Source organism: Arthrobacter sp. MYb214, from assembly GCF_002979865.1.
Classification (GTDB): domain Bacteria; phylum Actinomycetota; class Actinomycetes; order Actinomycetales; family Micrococcaceae; genus Glutamicibacter.
The window spans coordinates 531,149-548,961 of record NZ_PCPZ01000001.1; the positions used below are offsets into that span (position 1 = coordinate 531,149).

Annotated in this window: 30 protein-coding genes and 1 tRNA gene; 5 read left to right on the plus strand and 26 right to left on the minus strand. The window is 58.2% G+C overall.

Annotated elements, in window-relative coordinates; translation table 11 throughout:
- Positions 1-208: 208 nt before the first annotated feature.
- From CQ012_RS02375 to CQ012_RS02405, 7 genes are all read right to left on the minus strand, one after another.
- A tRNA-His gene (locus CQ012_RS02375) sits at positions 209-281 on the minus strand.
- 250 nt (positions 282-531) lie between these two features.
- Complete coding sequence (locus tag CQ012_RS02380; RefSeq protein WP_146112893.1) at positions 532-1,131, minus strand: hypothetical protein; 600 nt, start codon at positions 1,129-1,131, stop codon at positions 532-534.
- Between the two features lie 178 nt (positions 1,132-1,309).
- The gene (locus CQ012_RS02385) at positions 1,310-1,999 is read right to left on the minus strand and encodes a hypothetical protein (protein ID WP_105661333.1); all 690 of its coding nucleotides are present in this window, start codon (positions 1,997-1,999) and stop codon (positions 1,310-1,312) included.
- A 9-nt stretch (positions 2,000-2,008) separates the two neighbouring features.
- Positions 2,009-2,272, minus strand: a complete 264-nt coding sequence (locus CQ012_RS02390) for a hypothetical protein (protein WP_105661334.1) — start codon at positions 2,270-2,272, stop codon at positions 2,009-2,011.
- Between the two features lie 4 nt (positions 2,273-2,276).
- Positions 2,277-2,594, minus strand: a complete 318-nt coding sequence (locus tag CQ012_RS02395; RefSeq protein ID WP_105661335.1) for a hypothetical protein — start codon at positions 2,592-2,594, stop codon at positions 2,277-2,279.
- Positions 2,591-3,289: a hypothetical protein gene (locus CQ012_RS02400; RefSeq protein WP_105661336.1), complete on the minus strand. Its 699-nt coding sequence runs from the start codon at positions 3,287-3,289 to the stop codon at positions 2,591-2,593. The genes CQ012_RS02395 and CQ012_RS02400 overlap by 4 nt, the downstream gene beginning before the upstream one ends.
- On the minus strand, positions 3,279-3,605 hold the full coding sequence (locus CQ012_RS02405; RefSeq protein ID WP_146112894.1) for a hypothetical protein: 327 nt from the start codon (positions 3,603-3,605) through the stop codon (positions 3,279-3,281). The genes CQ012_RS02400 and CQ012_RS02405 overlap by 11 nt, the downstream gene beginning before the upstream one ends.
- Before the next feature lie 118 nt (positions 3,606-3,723).
- Between CQ012_RS02405 and CQ012_RS02410 the strand changes: the two genes are divergently transcribed.
- Entirely contained in the window at positions 3,724-3,984 is a 261-nt protein-coding gene (locus CQ012_RS02410; protein ID WP_105661338.1) for a GlsB/YeaQ/YmgE family stress response membrane protein, read from the plus strand.
- Positions 3,985-4,038: 54 nt separating this feature from the next.
- Here the strand turns inward: CQ012_RS02410 and CQ012_RS02415 are convergent, their stop codons facing one another.
- From CQ012_RS02415 to CQ012_RS02450, 7 genes are all read right to left on the minus strand, one after another.
- Positions 4,039-4,419: a hypothetical protein gene (locus tag CQ012_RS02415; protein WP_105661339.1), complete on the minus strand. Its 381-nt coding sequence runs from the start codon at positions 4,417-4,419 to the stop codon at positions 4,039-4,041.
- A gap of 106 nt (positions 4,420-4,525) precedes the next feature.
- A complete protein-coding gene (locus CQ012_RS02420; protein ID WP_105661340.1) occupies positions 4,526-4,771 on the minus strand; it encodes a hypothetical protein in 246 nt (81 codons plus the stop codon).
- A gap of 372 nt (positions 4,772-5,143) precedes the next feature.
- On the minus strand, positions 5,144-5,554 hold the full coding sequence (locus CQ012_RS02430; RefSeq protein ID WP_181149000.1) for an ead/Ea22-like family protein: 411 nt from the start codon (positions 5,552-5,554) through the stop codon (positions 5,144-5,146).
- 95 nt (positions 5,555-5,649) lie between these two features.
- Positions 5,650-5,922, minus strand: coding sequence for a hypothetical protein (locus CQ012_RS02435; protein ID WP_146112896.1), 273 nt, complete (start codon positions 5,920-5,922; stop codon positions 5,650-5,652).
- Positions 5,923-6,011: 89 nt separating this feature from the next.
- Positions 6,012-6,404 carry a RusA family crossover junction endodeoxyribonuclease gene (locus CQ012_RS02440; RefSeq protein WP_105661344.1) on the minus strand — a complete coding sequence of 131 codons (393 nt, stop codon included), beginning with the start codon at positions 6,402-6,404 and terminating at the stop codon, positions 6,012-6,014.
- Positions 6,405-6,545: 141 nt separating this feature from the next.
- The gene (locus tag CQ012_RS02445) at positions 6,546-7,007 is read right to left on the minus strand and encodes a hypothetical protein (protein ID WP_105661345.1); all 462 of its coding nucleotides are present in this window, start codon (positions 7,005-7,007) and stop codon (positions 6,546-6,548) included.
- A gap of 240 nt (positions 7,008-7,247) precedes the next feature.
- Positions 7,248-7,676, minus strand: a complete 429-nt coding sequence (locus CQ012_RS02450; RefSeq protein WP_105661346.1) for a hypothetical protein — start codon at positions 7,674-7,676, stop codon at positions 7,248-7,250.
- Positions 7,677-7,736: 60 nt separating this feature from the next.
- Between CQ012_RS02450 and CQ012_RS02455 the strand changes: the two genes are divergently transcribed.
- Positions 7,737-7,967, plus strand: coding sequence for a hypothetical protein (locus CQ012_RS02455; RefSeq protein WP_105661347.1), 231 nt, complete (start codon positions 7,737-7,739; stop codon positions 7,965-7,967).
- Positions 7,968-8,192: 225 nt separating this feature from the next.
- Here CQ012_RS02455 and CQ012_RS02460 read toward each other — a convergent pair whose 3' ends face one another.
- From CQ012_RS02460 to CQ012_RS02505, 12 genes are all read right to left on the minus strand, one after another.
- Positions 8,193-9,758, minus strand: a complete 1,566-nt coding sequence (locus CQ012_RS02460) for a DNA cytosine methyltransferase (protein WP_286134555.1) — start codon at positions 9,756-9,758, stop codon at positions 8,193-8,195.
- Between the two features lie 157 nt (positions 9,759-9,915).
- Positions 9,916-10,251 carry a hypothetical protein gene (locus CQ012_RS02465; protein ID WP_146112897.1) on the minus strand — a complete coding sequence of 112 codons (336 nt, stop codon included), beginning with the start codon at positions 10,249-10,251 and terminating at the stop codon, positions 9,916-9,918.
- Between the two features lie 29 nt (positions 10,252-10,280).
- Positions 10,281-10,571 (minus strand): glutaredoxin family protein, encoded by a 291-nt coding sequence (locus tag CQ012_RS02470; RefSeq protein ID WP_146112898.1) that lies wholly within the window; start codon positions 10,569-10,571, stop codon positions 10,281-10,283.
- A gap of 221 nt (positions 10,572-10,792) precedes the next feature.
- A complete protein-coding gene (locus tag CQ012_RS02475; RefSeq protein ID WP_105661350.1) occupies positions 10,793-11,275 on the minus strand; it encodes a single-stranded DNA-binding protein in 483 nt (160 codons plus the stop codon).
- Complete coding sequence (locus tag CQ012_RS02480; protein ID WP_105661351.1) at positions 11,257-12,486, minus strand: AAA family ATPase; 1,230 nt, start codon at positions 12,484-12,486, stop codon at positions 11,257-11,259. The genes CQ012_RS02475 and CQ012_RS02480 overlap by 19 nt, the downstream gene beginning before the upstream one ends.
- A gap of 80 nt (positions 12,487-12,566) precedes the next feature.
- A complete protein-coding gene (locus CQ012_RS02485; RefSeq protein ID WP_105661352.1) occupies positions 12,567-13,451 on the minus strand; it encodes a hypothetical protein in 885 nt (294 codons plus the stop codon).
- Between the two features lie 23 nt (positions 13,452-13,474).
- Positions 13,475-13,714: a hypothetical protein gene (locus CQ012_RS02490; RefSeq protein ID WP_105661353.1), complete on the minus strand. Its 240-nt coding sequence runs from the start codon at positions 13,712-13,714 to the stop codon at positions 13,475-13,477.
- A complete protein-coding gene (locus CQ012_RS02495) occupies positions 13,711-14,556 on the minus strand; it encodes a hypothetical protein (protein WP_105661354.1) in 846 nt (281 codons plus the stop codon). The genes CQ012_RS02490 and CQ012_RS02495 overlap by 4 nt, the downstream gene beginning before the upstream one ends.
- A gap of 3 nt (positions 14,557-14,559) precedes the next feature.
- Positions 14,560-14,706 (minus strand): hypothetical protein, encoded by a 147-nt coding sequence (locus CQ012_RS17545; RefSeq protein ID WP_181149001.1) that lies wholly within the window; start codon positions 14,704-14,706, stop codon positions 14,560-14,562.
- A complete protein-coding gene (locus CQ012_RS17550; protein WP_181149002.1) occupies positions 14,703-14,906 on the minus strand; it encodes a helix-turn-helix domain-containing protein in 204 nt (67 codons plus the stop codon). Before CQ012_RS17550 ends, CQ012_RS17545 begins: the two co-directional genes overlap by 4 nt.
- The gene (locus tag CQ012_RS17555; RefSeq protein ID WP_181149003.1) at positions 14,899-15,183 is read right to left on the minus strand and encodes a hypothetical protein; all 285 of its coding nucleotides are present in this window, start codon (positions 15,181-15,183) and stop codon (positions 14,899-14,901) included. Before CQ012_RS17555 ends, CQ012_RS17550 begins: the two co-directional genes overlap by 8 nt.
- A 15-nt stretch (positions 15,184-15,198) precedes the next feature.
- Positions 15,199-15,543, minus strand: a complete 345-nt coding sequence (locus CQ012_RS02505) for a helix-turn-helix domain-containing protein (RefSeq protein WP_105661356.1) — start codon at positions 15,541-15,543, stop codon at positions 15,199-15,201.
- A gap of 245 nt (positions 15,544-15,788) precedes the next feature.
- Between CQ012_RS02505 and CQ012_RS02510 the strand changes: the two genes are divergently transcribed.
- Genes CQ012_RS02510 through CQ012_RS02520 form a run of 3 tightly spaced genes read left to right on the plus strand, consistent with a single transcriptional unit; the run spans position 15,789 to position 17,799 of the window.
- Positions 15,789-16,280, plus strand: coding sequence for a hypothetical protein (locus CQ012_RS02510; protein WP_105661357.1), 492 nt, complete (start codon positions 15,789-15,791; stop codon positions 16,278-16,280).
- A gap of 53 nt (positions 16,281-16,333) precedes the next feature.
- The gene (locus tag CQ012_RS17975) at positions 16,334-16,723 is read left to right on the plus strand and encodes an ImmA/IrrE family metallo-endopeptidase (RefSeq protein WP_105661358.1); all 390 of its coding nucleotides are present in this window, start codon (positions 16,334-16,336) and stop codon (positions 16,721-16,723) included.
- Entirely contained in the window at positions 16,705-17,799 is a 1,095-nt protein-coding gene (locus CQ012_RS02520; protein WP_105661359.1) for a tyrosine-type recombinase/integrase, read from the plus strand. Before CQ012_RS17975 ends, CQ012_RS02520 begins: the two co-directional genes overlap by 19 nt.
- Positions 17,800-17,813: the final 14 nt, after the last annotated feature.

Sequence of the window (17,813 nt, forward strand, 5' to 3'; positions counted from 1 at the left end):
AAAGCCCAGTTTTCAGTTAATCATCTCATTGACGGCGGTCTTTTTGTCCGCGGTGTGCGCCTCGCGTAGCGGGTCGCATGTGTGTTGTGTCGGCTTGTTGGCCGCCGTCAAGTTTGGTGGGGCAGGTTGGCCTCGGGCTGTTGAAGACTAGGTTTCCCTACTCGCAGCCTTCATGGGCGCCTTCACACATTGGTGTGTTTACCCCTCGTGCGACTGGCAGGACTCGAACCTGCGATTCACGGCCCTCACGCCGTGGGCTCATGCCACCGAGCTACAGTCGCTCCCCCCGGGCTCGTGCACCTGGGGGCTATTCAGTTATTGATGCCGAAGCTGGCGCGGGTCTTGGTGTCAGATCGAACAGGATCAGTATTCGTCTCACTCGCCACGGTATCGGTTTGCAGCAGATTCCAGCTTGGGCACCGGTTTTGCCCAACTTTGGGGGTATGGGCAAATCTTCGGGTTCTCACACTGCTCCGATCTTGATTTCATCCTAGGGACAAAACTGCGATAAATCAACTTCTGGTTGGTATTTCACCGCTTACTAAGCGGTATGGATTGAAAAACAATGAGAACATCGGCTGGCGAGTGGCCCTCCTGTCGTGATTTGAGGTCGCATCGTGGGTGGAGCTTGCCTCGTTGAGCCCATTTCTTAGCGCGTTCGTACTTGATTGGGTAGCCGGCATCGTTCAACGCTCGGACGACCACGCTCAGTGGTGCGATGTGGTGCCATGCTTGGGCGAATCTGTCGGTGATGCGTTGGGTGAGGTCGTGTTCTCGGTGGCATTCCCGGCAGCGGCCCGTGGTGGCTGTTTCGTGGCCTTCAACGACACCCGCGCATCGGGTGATGACGTTGGTGGCGTCGTCCATGAGCAGTGCCCCGCACTCCCCGAGTGGGCGTTTCTGGATGGGCCGGTCAGCTGCTGAGATGACGCGCCGTTCAAGGTCGCGTAGCTCTAGGTAGATGTCGGCGACGAACTCGCGTTTGCGGAGGTGGTGTGCCATGGCGCGCAGGTATTCGGCAGCGTGGAACGTGGTGGTGAAGATCCGCAGGTGCTTTGGTTCCTCGCGCCCGTTCACCCAATGCGCGAGCTCGGTCAACCGACGCTCGTATTCACCGAGACGTTCAGCCATGTCCAGGTTCAACGGTGCTCCAGGCGCCGACGTACCGGCGGACCCGACCCGGGGCTGCACACCCTGATTCGCCAACGTCGCCGCCGCGGTCCGCAACGTCGCAGGCACACGATCCAAAACCGCCCTCAGCCTCGTGTCGCAATGATTGCAAAGGCACAAACCCTCAACAGTCGTGTACTCACAAACTAGGCAGGTCATGCTTCTCCTTGGTGAACTGAACGTTTCGCGCACTTTCTATGAGTTGAAGCGCAAATTCTTCCGCTATCTCGCCTCGATGCAGACGCATGGTGGCCACACGAATAATCTGTTCCGCCTGTGTCGTGCGTCCTACTGATTCGACAACCTTCCAGAAACCTTCGTCGTCTTCCTCGCCATTTTCTCCGATTTCGATTGCAGCGTCCATTAGCTCATAAGTATAAATAACCTCATTTTCAATGAACGAGATTGTTTTGTCTAAGCTGCCAGCTCTGAATAGTTGGTCATAAGAAATAGCCCATATTTCCGCTTTGAACCGGGCTTCACTTGCCGCGGAACGCAGCTTGGCTTCGTCCACCACCTTGGAGTCAACGGCCACTAAAGCATGCAGTGCCGTCAAGAACTCAGTAAGTGCAGGTAGCCGTTGCTGCTCGACGGCAATAGTCCTGGTTAGATCTATTTGGTCATTAGCGGTCCGCCACGCTTTCCACGCGTACCGCGCCACAAATATCGTGATCAGCATGGCCCCGAATGCCCCAATTGCGCCGATAGCAATCCACATTAGTTCGAGTCCCTTAGCGGAGTCGATGAGGCTGGTTGAACAGTTGATCAGTTCGACTTTGGCCGCGTTCGGATCAGCTATTTGGCACGTTATTTCATCAGCGAGAATCATGCTCTTATTCTATCCGTCCTGATCAAGTACTGATCGGTGGAGGTTTAGGCCTGGCGGGGTGTCGGTGCCGGTGATGGTGACGGGTTCGCCTGCTCGGATTAGTCGGTATCCATTGCCGGTGTCGATGCTGACGCAGTCGTCTTCGTGTTCAATCGCGACGATGGTTCCCTTGGTGCGGTAGGTCAGCCCATCTCCTGGTTCCTTTCCGAGAAACTCGATGGTTTTGCCGAGGTCTGCGCCGGATAGGTGGCGGGCTTCGCGGGTGGTGGTCATGGGGTCACTTCCTCCTACTGGCCCACGCTGGTGCGCTGGTGGGGTATCTCATGTTGGTGTTCATGTGGCGTTGCGGAGGCCGGGGTTTCTCGAAGACGTGCGCGTCGAGTGCTTTAGCGAGGTCCCGCAGGGAGCCACAGGCAACGTCTGGTCTGATACCCATGGCCGTGGCCATTTGTTCCGCTGCACGCCGTATGCCGGCTTCGCATCTCAGGCCGCTATCGGTCACGTAGTCAGTGAGGTCGACGGCGTTACCCAACTCGTCCAGGGTTGGCGGATTGGTGCTGAGCGGGGTGTCGGGCAGGTAGTAGATGCGCTTCATGGTGTTCCTCCGGTGAGTTGGCGTAGGGCGTTGGGGACGATGGTTGGGAGCATGTCGGCTTGTAGCTTGGACAGGTTCAGTTGTGCGAAGATCTGCTTCAGCGCGACTACCACGAGTTCGGCTTTCTGCTCTTCCAGTTCGATGCGGCGCTGTTCGATGCCGGCTTTCAAAGCCATCGTGGTGAGCTTTGCGAAGTGCTCACGTTCCTTGGTGTAGAGCGTGTACCAGGTGTTGAATCCTGCTTCCTGGACGGTCATATCCACGGGCCCTTGGGCACCGATACCAGCTTCAGTTTTTGTTATCCCCCATACAAGCTCGTTGGGTTCGACCTCAGCGACCTTTGTGCGGAGCCATTGGACGTGTGCGTGGCTGATCCTGATCTCCTGCAGGAGTGCTTGGGCGGGGTCGATGTCGGGGTATTTGTCGGTGATGCCGAGGGTGCCTATGGCGTAGTTCAATTCTTGTTCCGCGATCCTTTCTTCTGCTGCTGCCTTCGCTTTCGGACTGTTCCCGCCGTGCCTGCCACAGCGCACACCACCGGGCACTGGGGAGGATCCGCAAGCCTCGTCTTTACCGCGCTTCTTCGCCCCGCAGATCAGTTTCCCGTCGCGCTCCTGCCCTGGGGCGTAGGTGGGGTCGCCTTTGTAGCGTTTGATCGCTTTGCCCAGGTTCTCAGCGGTTACTCTAACGACCATTGGCGGGTTCCTCCTTGTACTGGTTTGCGCGGGCACGGAGCCATGCCGTGATTGGCTGAGCGACGTGCACCCGGTCTTGTAGGCTGCCTTGGATCAGTTCGCTCCATGCCTTGTACTGAAAAGCGTTGGCTACCTCGTTGAGCGCTTCTGCTTTCGCTTCGGCGCGGACGGTTTCAAGCCAGCGATTGAACTGGGCAGCGCGACCGGGAATAGGGTAACCGTCAGTGTCGCTTGTATAGAACGTTCGTATGGTCGCAGTGTCCGGCGTGTATTCCCCGGCGTGGTAGGTGGCTACGTGCTTCTCATTAGCGCCCATGGGAATCATCTCCTATGTTTTTGATTAGTAATTCCTGTGCCCCGACCTGTAGTGTTTTCCCTTGTGCATCTCAGTCCTGGTGCTGAACGAAGTCACTCGATCCCAACAGGAGGAAGTTATGGGTTTCATTGGTTGGATTGTTTTAGGCCTTATTGCTGGTGCGATCGCTAAGGCGATCAAGCCTGGTGAGCAGGGTGGCGGCTGGCTCGCTACCCTGGTGCTTGGTGTTGTTGGCGCTATCGTAGGCGGGTGGATTGGATCCGCGATCTTCGGAGTCGGAGTAAACGAATTCTGGGATCTGTCTACATGGTTGCTGGCCATCGGCGGCTCGCTGATCGTCCTCGTTATCTGGGGACTGATCACACGCAAGAAGGCGTAGTTTGCGCGACAGAACGGGGTCTTACCTTTCGAGGTGAGGCCCCGTTCGCCATGCCTAGGCATCGTCCACCTCCGGGCGTTGGATGTTCAGCGTGTACTTATCCGCTGGCGACCATGCGCGGTCGGACTTTACGATCAATCCGACGAACGTTTCATCAGGTGCCAGCTTCCAGCACTCGTGTTCTGGTTCTTCTTCCCAACTGATCACCTGCACCTGTGCCGGGATCCCTTCCACGCTGTTCACTACAGGCTGGGCGACGGCTAGGACAGCGCGTGCGTTGCCCCGGTAGTGTTCCATGCTGGTTTCGGTGAGGTCTTCCCAGTTCGGAGGTTCTGGGCATTCAATGCTCGGCGTGTGGTACTTCCGTTCACGCAGGAACAACGCTTTCGCACCCGCTTCGAGCGCGTCCGGGTTTAGCGGGGGCTGGTCGGTCATTTGGTTTCCTCGTGATCGTGGTAGTCGTTTTCGGGGTGTGTGCAGCAATAGGATCCGGGGCCGCAGCAGTCACCGATGCAGCACGGTGGTCCATAGTCTGCGGCGTTCACTTCTCTGCCCTCATTCCCAGTCCTTCAGAAAGCTGTCGGGCGGCTTCGGCGTAGTCCACGCCGGGAATCGCGCTGCCATCGGGGAGGTTGAACAGCGTTGCCAAGGTGACCAAGCGCTGCTCGTACGCGAGGGCGAGGGCGGCGCTGATTTCGTAGGCAAGGTGGGATTTGCCCAATTCATGTAAAGTCTCCCGATAATTGTCGGGCCCCTCTGCAAACGGGTTGCCTGGTAGGTTACTCATTTGTTTTCTCCTTGGTTGGTTCGTGCCATACGATCGGCGTAGGCAATAGCTTCAGCGTGAGTGGGGAAATACTCTGGCTCCCCGTATTTCGACTCAATGGCCACCCACTCATATCCACCATCTGGCAGTTGATCCCACGTCTGGATGACAATCGGGCGACTCGGGTTGTCGATATGAAACTTGTGAAGCTTGATCTTGCTTGTTCGATCCACTCCGTCTGACCATGTGCCGTCAGCGAGCTTGTAGGGGCCAGTGCGCCAGTGGTCGTAATCGCACGTCTGGCAGTCGTTCGGGCAGTCGGAAACATCCAAGTGCTTGCAGGTCACGCACGCACTGCACGGCGGAGCCCAGGGGCACCGGCAGTCATGACACTCAGCCACGGGTATCATCGTCCAGGGCTTCTTGGAAGTCAGCGACCGTGCACTTGCAGCAGTCGCCATCCGAGTTGCACATGCAGGTCAGGCAGTCCGGGTCGTACTCGTGGACAACCTCCCGCACCCTCGCGACGGCCTGCTCAGCCTGTTCGAGGCGGGACAGGAGCGCGAGGACGGTTGGCGGGTCGAACGTGGCGATGTGGGTGGCGAGCGGCTCGCGCTCTTCCTCGTTGATCCCGTCCTGTGCGGCGATCATGGCAACATGCTCGCCGCCGCTGGCGACGTACCAATGATCACCATGCCAAGGCCCAGTGGTGCGGGGTTCCCAGTCCCCAGCCGGAGTTGCTTCTGCGATCTTGCGCAGGGTGTCCAGGTTGGTGGCGTGCGGTCCTGTGCTGGTTGTTGGCACCCCCATGCTGCCTACACCCGGCACAGAGCCAGAATGCATTCGGCGCTGTTTGCCTGAAGGATTGGCCGTTGGTTGAACTTTTTTGGATGGCTGGCTCATTTCGCACCTCCAGCATGAGTTTCGTAAACGTCGGCCACGCACTCGGCGAGTGGTGCGGCTGCTGGGTGGTCTGGTGCGTGGTCTGCTGGGATCGGGTGCGCTTCCAGACAGCCGCGTAAGTCTTGTTCGAACTCGGGGCTGGTGCCGAACAGGTCAGCCTTCACCTCGTCGGCGGTGACAGGTGCCGTGTCCGCTACCCGGTCAGCCGGCGCGCAACCAGCCAGCGTGACCAGGGTGGCCGTGACGGCTACCAAAGATTTCTTGTACATGATGGTTCCCCCCCCCCCGCGCTCAGATGGCGGGGTGATCATTGTGTTTCTGCTGCTGGTTGTCAGACTACCGTCTAACAGTTGGTATTTCAACCACGCGTAAGCGGTTCAAGCGAACGAATTTCCAATACGAGCTTTTCGTTCCCATATCCGCCATGGTGGACAAATGGGCCGACCAGGTACTCGCTCGAATCATCAACCAGTAGCCCGCAATCAACCAGCCCGTCGATCACGGGTTTCAGTGTGGGCATGAGGTTGTGCGGGTCATAACGCACCCGAGTTTTCTTCCACACGTACGCATCCACCTGAACCCGTTGCAGGCCCTTCGGGAGCTTGGCCTGCCGGGCCATGATGTGCGCACCGTGGCGCCAAGCCTGGGCACGCTTGTTTCGTGGCGCCCAATGTTCCTTCTGGTTGAGGTTGAGCCAGTCGGCGAGTTTGGGGATTTCGAGGGTGAAACTTTCAGAAGCCGTAGAATCCATTGTGAGGGCCTTTCAGGAGGTTGAACGGGGAAACGCTCACGCAGTGCGCCAAAGTCACACCTAGGCAGGTTTCTGCCCGAGCAGCGGTGGTTCACCGTCTGTTGGTTGGTGTGGGTTGCAAATAAAAGTTTTAGAATGGGGCTACGCCCCGGGTTGTTGCGGAAGGTATTCTTCTGCGTGCTCGGGGCTTTTGAGTGTCCGGAGTGCTTGTTTGACGGCTTGGGCGCCGAAGGCGTTGGGTTTGCCTTCTGCGTGGATTCGTTTGCCGATCATGGTTTCTGGTCTTTCGCCGAGGAGGATGTCTGCTTGGCAGCAGCGGCAGGTGTGTGCGTCTTCGCCTGCGTGTTCTTCGCATGGCGGGTTTTTTGGTCGTTTGGTGTTTCTGCCGAGGTTCCAGTGTTTGCCGTCGAGGAAGATCACGGTGGGTGATTTGATGTCTGGGTTGTTGGCTGCTCGGATGGCGACTTCGGCGATGTCACGGAATGGGTGGGGTGTTGTCCGGTGTTCGTAGAACAGGTCAGTGAGCTGTTGTTGTCGCCAGTCGCCTGGGCGGATCATGGCGAGGAGGTTGGCGAGGGTGATGGCTTGTTGTTCGGTGATCATTTTTTGGGTGTCTCCTTTCGATCGAGCGTTTTGGTGTCTCACGTTTAAGTACTGAACGATCGACGATTTTCTTTAGCCATTTCTTTTAAACTGAACCAAGAGTGTCCGTAGGTTTTGCCACCTACGTAAGTAGGTTCTTAACTTCTTAAGTTCTGCCACTGTGTTTGCTAGTTGGCGACTTGGGGTTTTGCGTCTAGCTAGAGTGGCATTTGCTAGAATTTTGCCACTTTTGCTAGGCAGTTAGAACGGTGGTTCTTCCGGAATGACTTGGGCATTCACTTGTTCTTTCTGGTCTTCTTGGCAGTACTCGCAATCTGTAGCAAAAATACCCTTGTTTTTGTGGTTCTTCGTATGACCTCCCCGAGCACCGGAAATGGCTCGTTTTTTGGATAATTCATGCACGGTTTGATGCTTCTCGTAGTCGTGGATCCGGTAGGTTTTCGGGTCTTCCTTGACGAGCAGTTTCCCGTCGGTGAGTTCCTTGAGAACAGCCTTGCCCCGTTGCTCCGCGACTCGTGCTGACACCTTTCCGCCCGACCGTTGCTGGGCTGCCCGGAGCATCAGGGCGAGGTGCAGGAGGATCGCCTGGTCACTGAGTCCGTCGATCTTCGGGTTGTCGAGATAATCGATGGAGAGCTTGATCCAGGGCCGTTCATCCTTGGCACTCATTTTGTACCTCCGTTCTGTCATAATGAAAGTTCTTTGTTGGGCAAACTTTTAGGAGTCGGAATGGCTATTGGCATTCGCATTGAGTTCGAACACAACCCGGATTCTGATGACAAGGCAACGATTGGGGATTTGCGCCGTTGGCTGGCCATAGTCGACCGGAATGGCGTAGATGACGATGAAGAACTCCTTCCGCTATTTGAAGGCCATTACAACAAGATGACTGAGTCGTCAGAGCTGAGCGGATTCTTTGTTTATGGTTCGCCATCTGCACAGAATGGCTTGCAGTCCTGACACATTCTGACTTCTAGGACTGCCAAATCGGTTTTACGATTTCTCGTGTCCAGTGCCAGCCGCCGGCGTGTTCGTAATATCGGACGCGTTCGGCGGCTGTTCCTTTCTCCGCGATGATTTCAGCGCGCAGCTGCTTGGCTGTGCGCTTGTCTGGTGCCCAAACTTTCGTGCAGTGGGGGTCTGGGCATTGAGGCCTTGGCGAACGGTGCGGATGCGGTTGCGCGGTCATGCTGCTAGCAGGCTTTCTACTGCGATGGTGCCGAGGTCGCGGGCCGCTGGCGGGGTGACGCTGTTGCCGGACTGCTTGACCTGCTCACGCTTGTTCCCGGTCATCTGGTAGGTCTTGGGGAACGCCATGCCTGCCATGATTTCGTGTGGTTCAAGCATTCGGAACTCGCATTGGTTGATATCCTCCGTAGTCCACTCGGTTAGTCCGTGGTGGTTCCCGCCGGCGGTGAGCGTGCCTAGCGGGTCACTGGCTGGCCGGGAGCTATTCTCCAACTGGTTCTCCGCGGTTCCGCGCATCGTCGTGACCATGGCGAACCGGTCCACGGTGGGGATCGTCGGGATCGCCCGAGATACCGGGTGGGTCACGCCGTTGCCGTAGTACTCCATCAACATGTGATGCCCAGGCGTGGTCAACAGCCCGGTTTCATTGCGGGTGGTCTGCGTGCGCATCACTTCATCGGACGCTTGTGCCCACTTTCCAATGCGCCCTTCGACTGGAACCAGCAGGCCACGGGTATAGCTTGTGGTCTGGGTAGCGAAAGGGTCATCGGTGCGGGTGATGATGTTCGAACCGCGTACCGCGTCGATGGCTAGACCGACCGGATCAACCATGCAGTGCCCGGCACCTTCAGTAGTGAGGGTCTGCAGAGTGTCACTGGTGGAGTAATTTCGGGCACGCCCGGATCGCATGAGAGACAGGAAAGGTTCGGTCTGTCCGTACTTTTCCAGCCCTGCCCGGATGCGCGCCATCGTCTTATCCGCCAGCGGTCGAGCACGGTCGCCGATCCTCTGCCCACGAATCGACCAGTCGATGGCGTGCGCTGCCGGGAGCCAGCCAGGTTCGATGATCTGGTTCCGGCAGGCAGAGTTCGGGCAACGGTAGTTGTACTGGGCCCGGTAGCGCCCCCAGCGCTCGTTTGGCTTCTTGAAGATCTGCATGGCCCGAACTGTTTCATCGCAGGTTGGGCAGTACGCCATGGGCCGTAGCTTGTCGAAGTCCGGGCGAGGATTGCCCTTGAGCCAGAACATCACGTACATGCGGTCGCGTGACTGAGGGGCTGGCAGTCCGCCAAGCTGGGCGTGCATCGAGTTCATGTAAACGATGTGGTGGTTATAGCCGAGGGAGCTCATGGCCATCAGCCATGCGTCGAACATGACCCACTTTGCCGCGTCCACAACGTTCTCGGTGATAATCAGCTTGTACTTGTGCTGTTCGGCGAACCGAGGCACATCCCACATCGTTGCGCGGGATTTCTCCGCTGCTTCGTCAGCGATGGAATCACCGAACAAATCCGGCTGGTTAGTGATCCGCTTCCTGCCCTTGGCCACCGAGTGATTAGTGCACTCCGGTGACGCCCAAAGGATATCCGACGATGCGACGTAGCGCGGGTCAGTCACCTGGATATCCGCGAGCACGTGGTCAGTCGATGGGTGATTCAGGCTATGAGTCTCTACGGCGCGTTCCCAGTGGTTCATCGCCGTTTTCACGGTCACACCGGGAATCTCTAGCAGGCCGGTGGATGATCCGCCCGCACCGCAGAACATGTCAGTAATGGTTAGCAATTTCGTTTCCCCTTGAGCTGAAGGACCGCGTTGGCCCGAGTGATTTCTTCGAATGTGAGCCGCTCGTAAACCGGCCGCTCACTCGTATGGCAACCGCATTCTTTCTTGGTCGCGCACACCTGGAACGGGGTCCAGCAGCAAGACTTCTTGCAGAAGCTCACGATGCTTTCTCCAACCAGCCGTCAGCCATGACGAACCTCTTGCAGTCCTTGCAGAAGTACTCGTCAACACCATGAGTGACGGCTTTCTCCACCCCGCACCGGTCGCATTCCCGCGCATACTTGTGGCCTACGATCCGGGTCGGCGGGACTTCGACTACGGGCGACTCGACGACAACCACGAGCGCTGCAGGGCCAGCACCAGGGATCTCATTACCTAGACGGACGAATACTTTCGGTTCGCCGATGGTGATGACTCCGTGGCGGCGTGCGACCTTGGGCAGGTCGGCGAGGGCTTCGGCCTTCAGTTCTTCGTATGGAATCGTGCTATCCACGACTGGCCATAAAGCTTGGAAGGTTCGCATTACGCAGCATCCTCCGCGTCTCGTACCAATGCGTAGTCGGTGATCTTGCCGGGCTGTAAGCCGAACCAGTCAGCGATCAGCGTGTTGTGGATGTCGTAAACGGTCACGTACGGCATAGTCGCTGACACACCGAGTTCGGCTGCTCGTTCGCGGATCGCATCTGCAAGCTGAACCTTGTCGGCTGCATCGGCTTGGACGGTTTCGTATTCGACCCCGGCTTTGTCCAGGACTCGCTTTGTTCTGCGGCATTGCTGGCAATTCTCGGTGGTGTAGACGGTGACGATAGGCATTTTTTCTCCTGAAGATTGGTGTGGTGCGGGGTGGCCTGGTCCGACTGCTGGCCAGACCACCCCGGGGTGTTACTGCGGGTTACTGCTTTGGTGGGATCTCATAGGTGAGAGAGCACTTCCTGCAGACAAGCCACCCGCATAAACGCTTCCTGCAATGCGGGAGTGAATGGTTGACTGCAGGTCGTTTACAGCGTGGGCAGACGATTAGCGTTGCCACGGGCTTAGAACGGTGGATCCTGCGCGGGTGGGTTGCCCCATCCCCCGCCACCGGTGCTGTTGTTCCAGCCGGCCCCCGAGCTGCTGTTTTGTGCCCGGCCGGCGGCGCCTTCGCCGTTGCCCCGCTGTGTGCGGGTGACCTTGGCTGATGCGTAGCGCAGTGACGGGCCGATCTCCTGAATTTCCAGCTCCATGACGGTTCGGCGTTCGCCTTCTTTGGTGTCGTACGAGCGGGATTTCAAGAAGCCCTGGGCGACTACGCGCATGCCCTTGGTCAGGGTTTCGGCGACGTTCTCCGCAGCTTCCTTCCAGACCGAGGCCCGGAGGAATAGCGCTTCGCCGTCCTTCCATTCATTCGACTGCCGGTCAAACGTGCGTGGAGTACTAGCGATAGTGAATTTCGCTATCGCGCTGCCGGACGGCGTGAACCGCAGTTCCGGGTCAGCAGTCAGGTTGCCGATAACAGTGATTAGAGTTTCGCCAGCCATGGTTCGGCCACCTCTCCGTCGATGATGGTGTATGCGTCTTCGATGTCGTCGCCGACTACTTCGAGCCAAATCTGGTAACCGTGCTCCTGCGCGGTTTCCTCGATCAGGGCGAGGCTGTCGGTGTCCAGCAGGGAGCCGTCCTGGATGCGGATGACCTTGAGCTTCGGGTTCAGTGCGATGGCCATGGCCATGGACACGCGGATCTGCTCGGCGCTGGATGCTTGCTTGAATGGGACGCCCTGGTAGGTGACGCCGTCCTCGGTGAAGCCGAGACCCTGAACTGGGAACTGCGCGGCGGCCAGCCCGTCGGCCTTGGTCTTGGCGATCTGGTCGAGCTTCGCGGTGAGCTGGTTCGCTTGGCCCTTGGCTGCCTCGAACTGGAAGGACAGTGCACCGCGTTCCTGGGCCTTGCGTACGAGCCGGTTCGTTTCCTCAGCACCATCGATCTGGGCTTGGATCGCGGTGAGGTCGATTGGCTTGGCGTTCGGGTCCACGCCTGCCAGTGCTTCAGATAGATCGTTCTTGGCCTTGGCCAGCTGTTCTTCCAGTTGCTCGATCTGCGCTTGCAAAGATTCGACGAACTGCTGGCTCCGCTGAAGAACTTCGTTCTTATTTCGTGCCTCGTGGTATTCGCTGAGCAACCCGGAAACGGATACCTCAGCTGTTGGTAGGTCCGCTGGCAGGTCGCCGAACTGGGCCAGTGCGGATTCGAATTCCTTCACCCGGCGGTTCACCGCGGTGCGTTCTTCGAACACCTGCTTGCGTTCAGCTTCCAACTGGTCAGGATTGAATGGCAGGTCTACCAGATCTAGAAGTTGGGCCAGCTGCTTCTTGTCATCCAAGAGCGTGAACGCGAGCGGATCCATGGACAGGTTGCCGACCAATTCGTCGAGCTTCGCCTGCGCCTTCGGGTACTTCGCCCCGTCCTTGCTGGTTAGAGTGAGGCGGGAACCCGATGGGGTGAACACCCGAGTGACGGTGAGATCCTCAGTTTCGAGAACAATCTCGGCCCGGTCTTCGCCGTCGCGGATCGGCTTCGGCGTGGTCTTGGAATTGGCGCCACCGAGTGCCGCAGCGATCGAGTCGAGGACGCTGGACTTGCCCTGCCCGTTCTTCCCGGCAACGATGACCAGGTTGCCGTCCGGGTCGGGCTTGATCTCGACGTGCTTGGCACGCTTGTAGTTCGTGGTGGTTAGCGAAATAACTTTCATGATGGTTGACTCCTACTAGTTGGTTGGTGGATGCCCTGCCCCCAAGACAGGGCACCCACCGGGTTTGGTTGGTGTTGCGGTTAGGCGAACTTGGATCCGGCATCGACGATGCGGGACACCATTTCCGCCGGTGCGCCTTCAGCTACTGCACGGTTCCAGAGGGTGAGCAGTGCATCCCGGCTGCTGCTGGCCTCGGCAAGTTCGGCTTCCCAGTCGGTTTCGAGTACCGCGGCCGGGCCGTCGTCCTGTATTTCACCGGTGGTTTCATCCGCAACCAGCTCCGGTGCCGGGGCGGGGCGCGCCGGGCGCGCCGCGGCCTCCGCCTTCTTCTCGGCAGGCTTGCGGGTGAGCTTGCGAGTCTTCACGGGAGCTTCGGCAGCTGGTGGCTTCTCCCCCATGTCTTCCAGTTCCATTTCCTCGGCGCTGTACGGCATGCCTGCCAGTACGTCTGGTGCGATGGTTCGGCAAGCTTCTGCCTGCGCCTTCGCGGTCAGCATCGCAATCGGGTCGGACTGGTACTTGCTGTTCGACGTGTACCCGGCGGTCTTGGCCCGGTCGATAGTCCAGGTGAATTCCTGCCAGCGTTCCTGCCCCTTGCGGCGGCCGGCCACAGTCACAGATTCTGGGGTGGCTTCCGTGCGGACCACTTCGTGTCCCTGAGCCATCACCAGCGCGGTCATCGTCCGGGCGTACAGGGCTGGGCGGCCGTGGACAACGAAGATGTTCGACAGTGCGTTCATCGGGTCAAGGCCGAGGCTCTTGCCGGCGAGGATCGCAGCTGCTGCGGCTTCCGGTTTCCCCATGAAATCTTTGGGGACGAAAGCGGTCTTGCACAGGGCGGTTCCGAGCTGGTGCGCGGCGCCCAGTTCGGCGGCCCACTCTGCGAGCTGGATCGTGCCAGTGCTGGTTGGGAGGTTGGTCTGGGTGGCGACTTCGCCAGCGGGGTTGAATGGCTGGATGCTCATTGTGGTTTGACTCCTTCTGGTGGTTAGGCTGCTCGGGCTTGGCGTGCCCGGATTTCGGTGATCATGTCCTGCAAGGCAGCGACCAGGCTGTCGGCGTTCTCGACAGGGACGATGGCTTCAAAGTCAGGGCGGTCAAGCTTCGGGAGCTTCCCCCAAACGGGGTGCTGGTCCGTGGGTTCCATGTCGACTGCGATCGCATCGTCCTCGTAGTAGAGGGAAAGATTGCTGTGCTGGACTTCGCACTCAAACTTGTAGGCGCTCATGCTGCTACCTGCATTTCGGTTGGTGGGTTGATGGGTTCGAGCTTCTGCTTGCCCCGCGCTTTCGCGTCCTCGTGGACTGCCTTGGCGTGCAGGAACTGCTGGAAGTGTTCGTCGATCTCCGCCGGCGACGTAGCCAGCGGGTACAAGCTGGTGCCCAACGGTGAACCCTCGTACCGGGCGTTGATGCCCTCACGGTCCATGGGGGTGACGTGCCCAACGAAGTTCTTGATGACTTCCGGCATGGGAACTTCCTTGCCGCCGTCCATGTAGAACTCGGCACGGGCATAAGCTGCTGTCTGCAGAGCGGTTTCCATGTACACGCCCTTGGAAGTTTTCAAGTCGATCTGGATCAACTTGCCAGCATCGATGTCCGCCTGGGACATGAGCAGTGGCGACGTGGCCAAGAGGTCGACCTTGCCCGAGTACCAGTGCTCACGGTTCGCCAGCACCACTTCCACCAGGACGGGGGTGATCTGCCACCTGTCGAGGAAGTCCAAGTACCCTTCAATGAATCCGACCAGATCCTCTGGTGCGTCAACTTCACCGGTGGTGGCGAGCTTCTCCGCGAGGTCGTGCACCTCGGTGCCACGCTCGGCAGCACTGTCGCGTTCCTTGTTCGGGAGCAGCTGCAAGAACTTGATGGACTGGTCCCGGTCGCCGGCGAGCAGCTCCGAGACCTTCCCCGCGTTGTCCGGGTCGGTAACGAACTTGGCGACCACACCCGGCGCCCACCAAACCAAAGCAGGCTTCGGGATACCGCCACCCAAAATGGTGGTGGCACCACTGACCGGTTTTCCATCGAGCCTGTACCGATGCGATGCTTCGTTGAATACGAGCGACATGACCTATGCCCCAATCTGAGAGTTGATGAATGCTTCAAACAGGAACCCGGCACCGCACAAGGTGACGATTCCCAAACCGGCCAAGCTGACCAGGACCCGCTCCCCCAAACTGGTGAGCTTCAAACCATTGCGTTCCATCCACCGGCTCATGCTGCGTACTCCTGCCGGCGCAGGAACCGTTCGATACTGGACTCACGGATCTTCCACGTTCCGTGCCGGTTAGCGGAAGAGAATTTGATGCCGACCAGGTCGCCACGGCGAAGCATCTGGCGGACTGTTTCCGGATGCGAACGGAGTCGTTCAGCGGTTTCCGGGACTGTGAGCAGCGGGTCTGGGTCTGGTTTAGCCAAGGTGATCCCTCCAGGTCTTTCCGATCCATTCGTATTGGTGTCCGCCGTTGCGGGATTTGACCCGGCTGATGGCGTTAGCGTTTTTCGTGATCCATCCGCGTCGCTGGGCGGTGGTGAAGATCGCGCCGACCATGTTCTTATGCGGCGCTGGCCGTCGCATCGCGGCGCGGAGATCGTCTGCAGTGAACCGCCGGCCCTGGGTGGCCCAGCGTTCAACGATGTCCAGTGCGTCTTCGCGCCATGTGGTGTCTTCGAGTGCCATTGGTTGTGCAGTCACCGGCGTGTCCTTTCTCTAGGCCGCTAGCGTCGCTTGACGCTGGTTAGGTTGCCGCCTGACAGTTGGTTCTTCTGGCAAAAAAATTACATTCAGTGGTACGCCAAGTGCCCCGGCAATGCTTTCCGCAGTGTGTGGGTCGCAGGATTTCTTGCGACCCGAAGTTAGGTGGTTGATAAAGCTGGGATGGACGTTGGCCTTTTCAGCAAGATGCCTTTGGGAAATCTTTTGCTCGATTGGCTTCCCTGCCCTATAGGCGTCGATATCTTCTTTCGTGACAACGAACGCTCGCAGGAGGTCGACTGATTTGAGTCGCATGTAGCTTCCTTTCGCATATCGTTTGCGCTGCTTCCAGGGGGACATTTGCGATCCTTTCGAATATGCCAGGTAGGCATCTTTTTGTTTTCTGCTGCAAAAACAGTATTGCCTACCGGTAGGCGGTATGTCAACAACCAATAAGCGTTATTGGCCAATGAATGCCCCGCTTCCGCGAGAAACCAGCGATTATTTGGTAGGCACGAACTAGAATTTTGAGTACCGCCTACCGGTAGGCATGATGCCCTCCGGCACGTTTGAAGTCGACAGCAACCGAAGGAAAACTTGAAGCCATGGACAACAACCAAGCCGAAAACTTCCAACAACTAGTCCTGCGACTCAAAGCCGACAAGAGCTACGACGCCATTGAGAAGCTCTCAGGGGGTGCGCCGACGAGTAGATCCCTACAAAAGCTCGTCACCAAAGGCTTCACTCGAATGCCGGATCCAGAGACCTTCCAGGGTCTTTCTCGCGCCCTCAATGTTTCACAAAGAGATCTCGTCTTAGCGGCAGCCAGAACCTTGGGCATCTATATTGAGGCCGAGAATCCAGCTGATTTGACCTTGATCGGCGCGGGTCGATTGCCAAATGAGTCGCAAGAGCTTCTTCGCTCCACATCAAGAGAACTTCAGAGGTGGATGGAGCGAGAGCAGATCGCGAATTCAAAGACCGACGCGCCAGACCCGGCGGTGGATGCTGAAGTGCATGAACTTTTCCCAACCCGTCGAATGGCCGCGGACAAGGGTGAGCCTGGCTTGGATCCGGAGCAATTGCCGGAGTCGTAATTTCCGGAAGCTTGAACTCTAAAGTGTCGTAGTGTGCGTTTATCTTCGAAAGTATGTTCGAAGAAGTTCTATCACGCATACGACCGCGAATCATAGAAACCGACCTCCCCGGCAATCTTTGGGGAGCATACGACCTCGTCACCCACACCATCTTGTTGCGGCCCAGGCTGGCGCCCATCCAGCGGCGGTCCACGCTCTCTCATGAGACCGCGCACGCCCTCCTGCAACACGAGGGCTGCTCACCACGCCAAGAACGCGCTGCAGAGGAACTCAGCGCCTCCTGGCTAATACACCACGACCAGTTCACCCAAGCATCACTCGTCTACGGCACAGCAACAGCCCTAGCCAACGAACTCGACGTGCTCCCCCGAGACATCCACGCATACATGCGCCTACTAAAGCGCACCCAAAAACAGGAGACATCATGGCGACCGGAAGAGTAAACGACCTCTGGCACCGTAAAGACCGAACCCGAACTACCAGATACGGCAAGGGGAAGCGCTGGCAAGCTGTCTGGACCGACGGCACCGGCAAAGAAACCAAGCGCTCCTTCGACTACAAGGACGCCGCCCAGGCGTGGCTCGATAGCAAGACTACCGACCACACATTGAATCCTCACGGGCTCAAAGCAGACATGCTGTTCAAGGACTTCTGGGCTAAATGGCGCCAACAGCAAACACATCAGCGTCCCAGCTCGCTACGCATGATTGACTCCGCCGGCCGCCAAAGGATCCTGCCATCGTTCAACGAGAAGTACCTGACCGAAATCAAGCGTGAGGACGTTCAGGTAGTCATCAACGCCTGGACTGCGAGTGGGCTCGCCCCATCCACTGCCAGGCTCTACTACACGTACATGCGTCAGGTATTCAAGGAGGCCGTGTTCCAGCGGGTCATTCGGGAATCTCCGTGCGTGAAGATCAGCTTGCCGCAGGTGGAGAGCAAGAACTTTCAGTTCAGCAAAGAAACTCTAGAACAGCTGATTTCGATTGTTCCAGAACCATACGCGACAGCCATGCGTGTTGGAGCTGCGACGGGATTGCGTCCCAGTGAGCTTTTCGGGCTCTCGAAACAGGACATTGATTTCCCGAACAGTGTCATCCGCATGACGCTTCAGGATTCGAGCCGTCGCACCGGTGAACTGGTGCGTGGCCCGCTCAAAACTAAGTCCTCAAGGCGGAGCGTTAGTTTCGGTCCAGTGATGCGGAATATCCTGCTGTCGCTCTGCAATGCTGCAGGGCCAGAAGGCCGGCTCTTCCACACGGCTGGCGTGGTGCAGGTCTGGAAGTACGAGGCAGTGTGGGTGAAAGCCCGCAAGAGCTTGCCGGAGATCGGCCCGGGGTGGCACCAGCTGCGCCACTACCATGCGAGTGTGTTGATCTCCCACGGCTTCTCGCCCGTGGCTGTGGCGGCTCGTCTGGGGCATAAGGACGCCAATGAAACATTGCGTACTTACGCGCATATGTGGGACAGTGACGGGTCCGCGATGGCAGCTGTGGCAGATACAGTTGTGGCGGCCTAACTAGGTTAGACCGC

Bases quoted from the DNA above. Each gene is read 5' to 3' on its own strand.
- CQ012_RS02380 (WP_146112893.1), bottom strand. From the start codon at position 1,131: ATGGCTGAACGTCTCGGTGAATACGAGCGTCGGTTGACCGAGCTCGCG.
- CQ012_RS02385 (WP_105661333.1), bottom strand. From the start codon at position 1,999: ATGATTCTCGCTGATGAAATAACGTGCCAAATAGCTGATCCGAACGCG.
- CQ012_RS02390 (WP_105661334.1), bottom strand. From the start codon at position 2,272: ATGACCACCACCCGCGAAGCCCGCCACCTATCCGGCGCAGACCTCGGC.
- CQ012_RS02395 (WP_105661335.1), bottom strand. From the start codon at position 2,594: ATGAAGCGCATCTACTACCTGCCCGACACCCCGCTCAGCACCAATCCG.
- CQ012_RS02400 (WP_105661336.1), bottom strand. From the start codon at position 3,289: ATGGTCGTTAGAGTAACCGCTGAGAACCTGGGCAAAGCGATCAAACGC.
- CQ012_RS02405 (WP_146112894.1), bottom strand. From the start codon at position 3,605: ATGGGCGCTAATGAGAAGCACGTAGCCACCTACCACGCCGGGGAATAC.
- CQ012_RS02410 (WP_105661338.1), top strand. From the start codon at position 3,724: ATGGGTTTCATTGGTTGGATTGTTTTAGGCCTTATTGCTGGTGCGATC.
- CQ012_RS02415 (WP_105661339.1), bottom strand. From the start codon at position 4,419: ATGACCGACCAGCCCCCGCTAAACCCGGACGCGCTCGAAGCGGGTGCG.
- CQ012_RS02420 (WP_105661340.1), bottom strand. From the start codon at position 4,771: ATGAGTAACCTACCAGGCAACCCGTTTGCAGAGGGGCCCGACAATTAT.
- CQ012_RS02435 (WP_146112896.1), bottom strand. From the start codon at position 5,922: ATGTACAAGAAATCTTTGGTAGCCGTCACGGCCACCCTGGTCACGCTG.
- CQ012_RS02440 (WP_105661344.1), bottom strand. From the start codon at position 6,404: ATGGATTCTACGGCTTCTGAAAGTTTCACCCTCGAAATCCCCAAACTC.
- CQ012_RS02445 (WP_105661345.1), bottom strand. From the start codon at position 7,007: ATGATCACCGAACAACAAGCCATCACCCTCGCCAACCTCCTCGCCATG.
- CQ012_RS02450 (WP_105661346.1), bottom strand. From the start codon at position 7,676: ATGAGTGCCAAGGATGAACGGCCCTGGATCAAGCTCTCCATCGATTAT.
- CQ012_RS02455 (WP_105661347.1), top strand. From the start codon at position 7,737: ATGGCTATTGGCATTCGCATTGAGTTCGAACACAACCCGGATTCTGAT.
- CQ012_RS02470 (WP_146112898.1), bottom strand. From the start codon at position 10,571: ATGCCTATCGTCACCGTCTACACCACCGAGAATTGCCAGCAATGCCGC.
- CQ012_RS02475 (WP_105661350.1), bottom strand. From the start codon at position 11,275: ATGGCTGGCGAAACTCTAATCACTGTTATCGGCAACCTGACTGCTGAC.
- CQ012_RS02480 (WP_105661351.1), bottom strand. From the start codon at position 12,486: ATGAAAGTTATTTCGCTAACCACCACGAACTACAAGCGTGCCAAGCAC.
- CQ012_RS02485 (WP_105661352.1), bottom strand. From the start codon at position 13,451: ATGAGCATCCAGCCATTCAACCCCGCTGGCGAAGTCGCCACCCAGACC.
- CQ012_RS02490 (WP_105661353.1), bottom strand. From the start codon at position 13,714: ATGAGCGCCTACAAGTTTGAGTGCGAAGTCCAGCACAGCAATCTTTCC.
- CQ012_RS02495 (WP_105661354.1), bottom strand. From the start codon at position 14,556: ATGTCGCTCGTATTCAACGAAGCATCGCATCGGTACAGGCTCGATGGA.
- CQ012_RS17545 (WP_181149001.1), bottom strand. From the start codon at position 14,706: ATGAGCCGGTGGATGGAACGCAATGGTTTGAAGCTCACCAGTTTGGGG.
- CQ012_RS02505 (WP_105661356.1), bottom strand. From the start codon at position 15,543: ATGTCCCCCTGGAAGCAGCGCAAACGATATGCGAAAGGAAGCTACATG.
- CQ012_RS02510 (WP_105661357.1), top strand. From the start codon at position 15,789: ATGGACAACAACCAAGCCGAAAACTTCCAACAACTAGTCCTGCGACTC.
- CQ012_RS17975 (WP_105661358.1), top strand. From the start codon at position 16,334: ATGTTCGAAGAAGTTCTATCACGCATACGACCGCGAATCATAGAAACC.
- CQ012_RS02520 (WP_105661359.1), top strand. From the start codon at position 16,705: ATGGCGACCGGAAGAGTAAACGACCTCTGGCACCGTAAAGACCGAACC.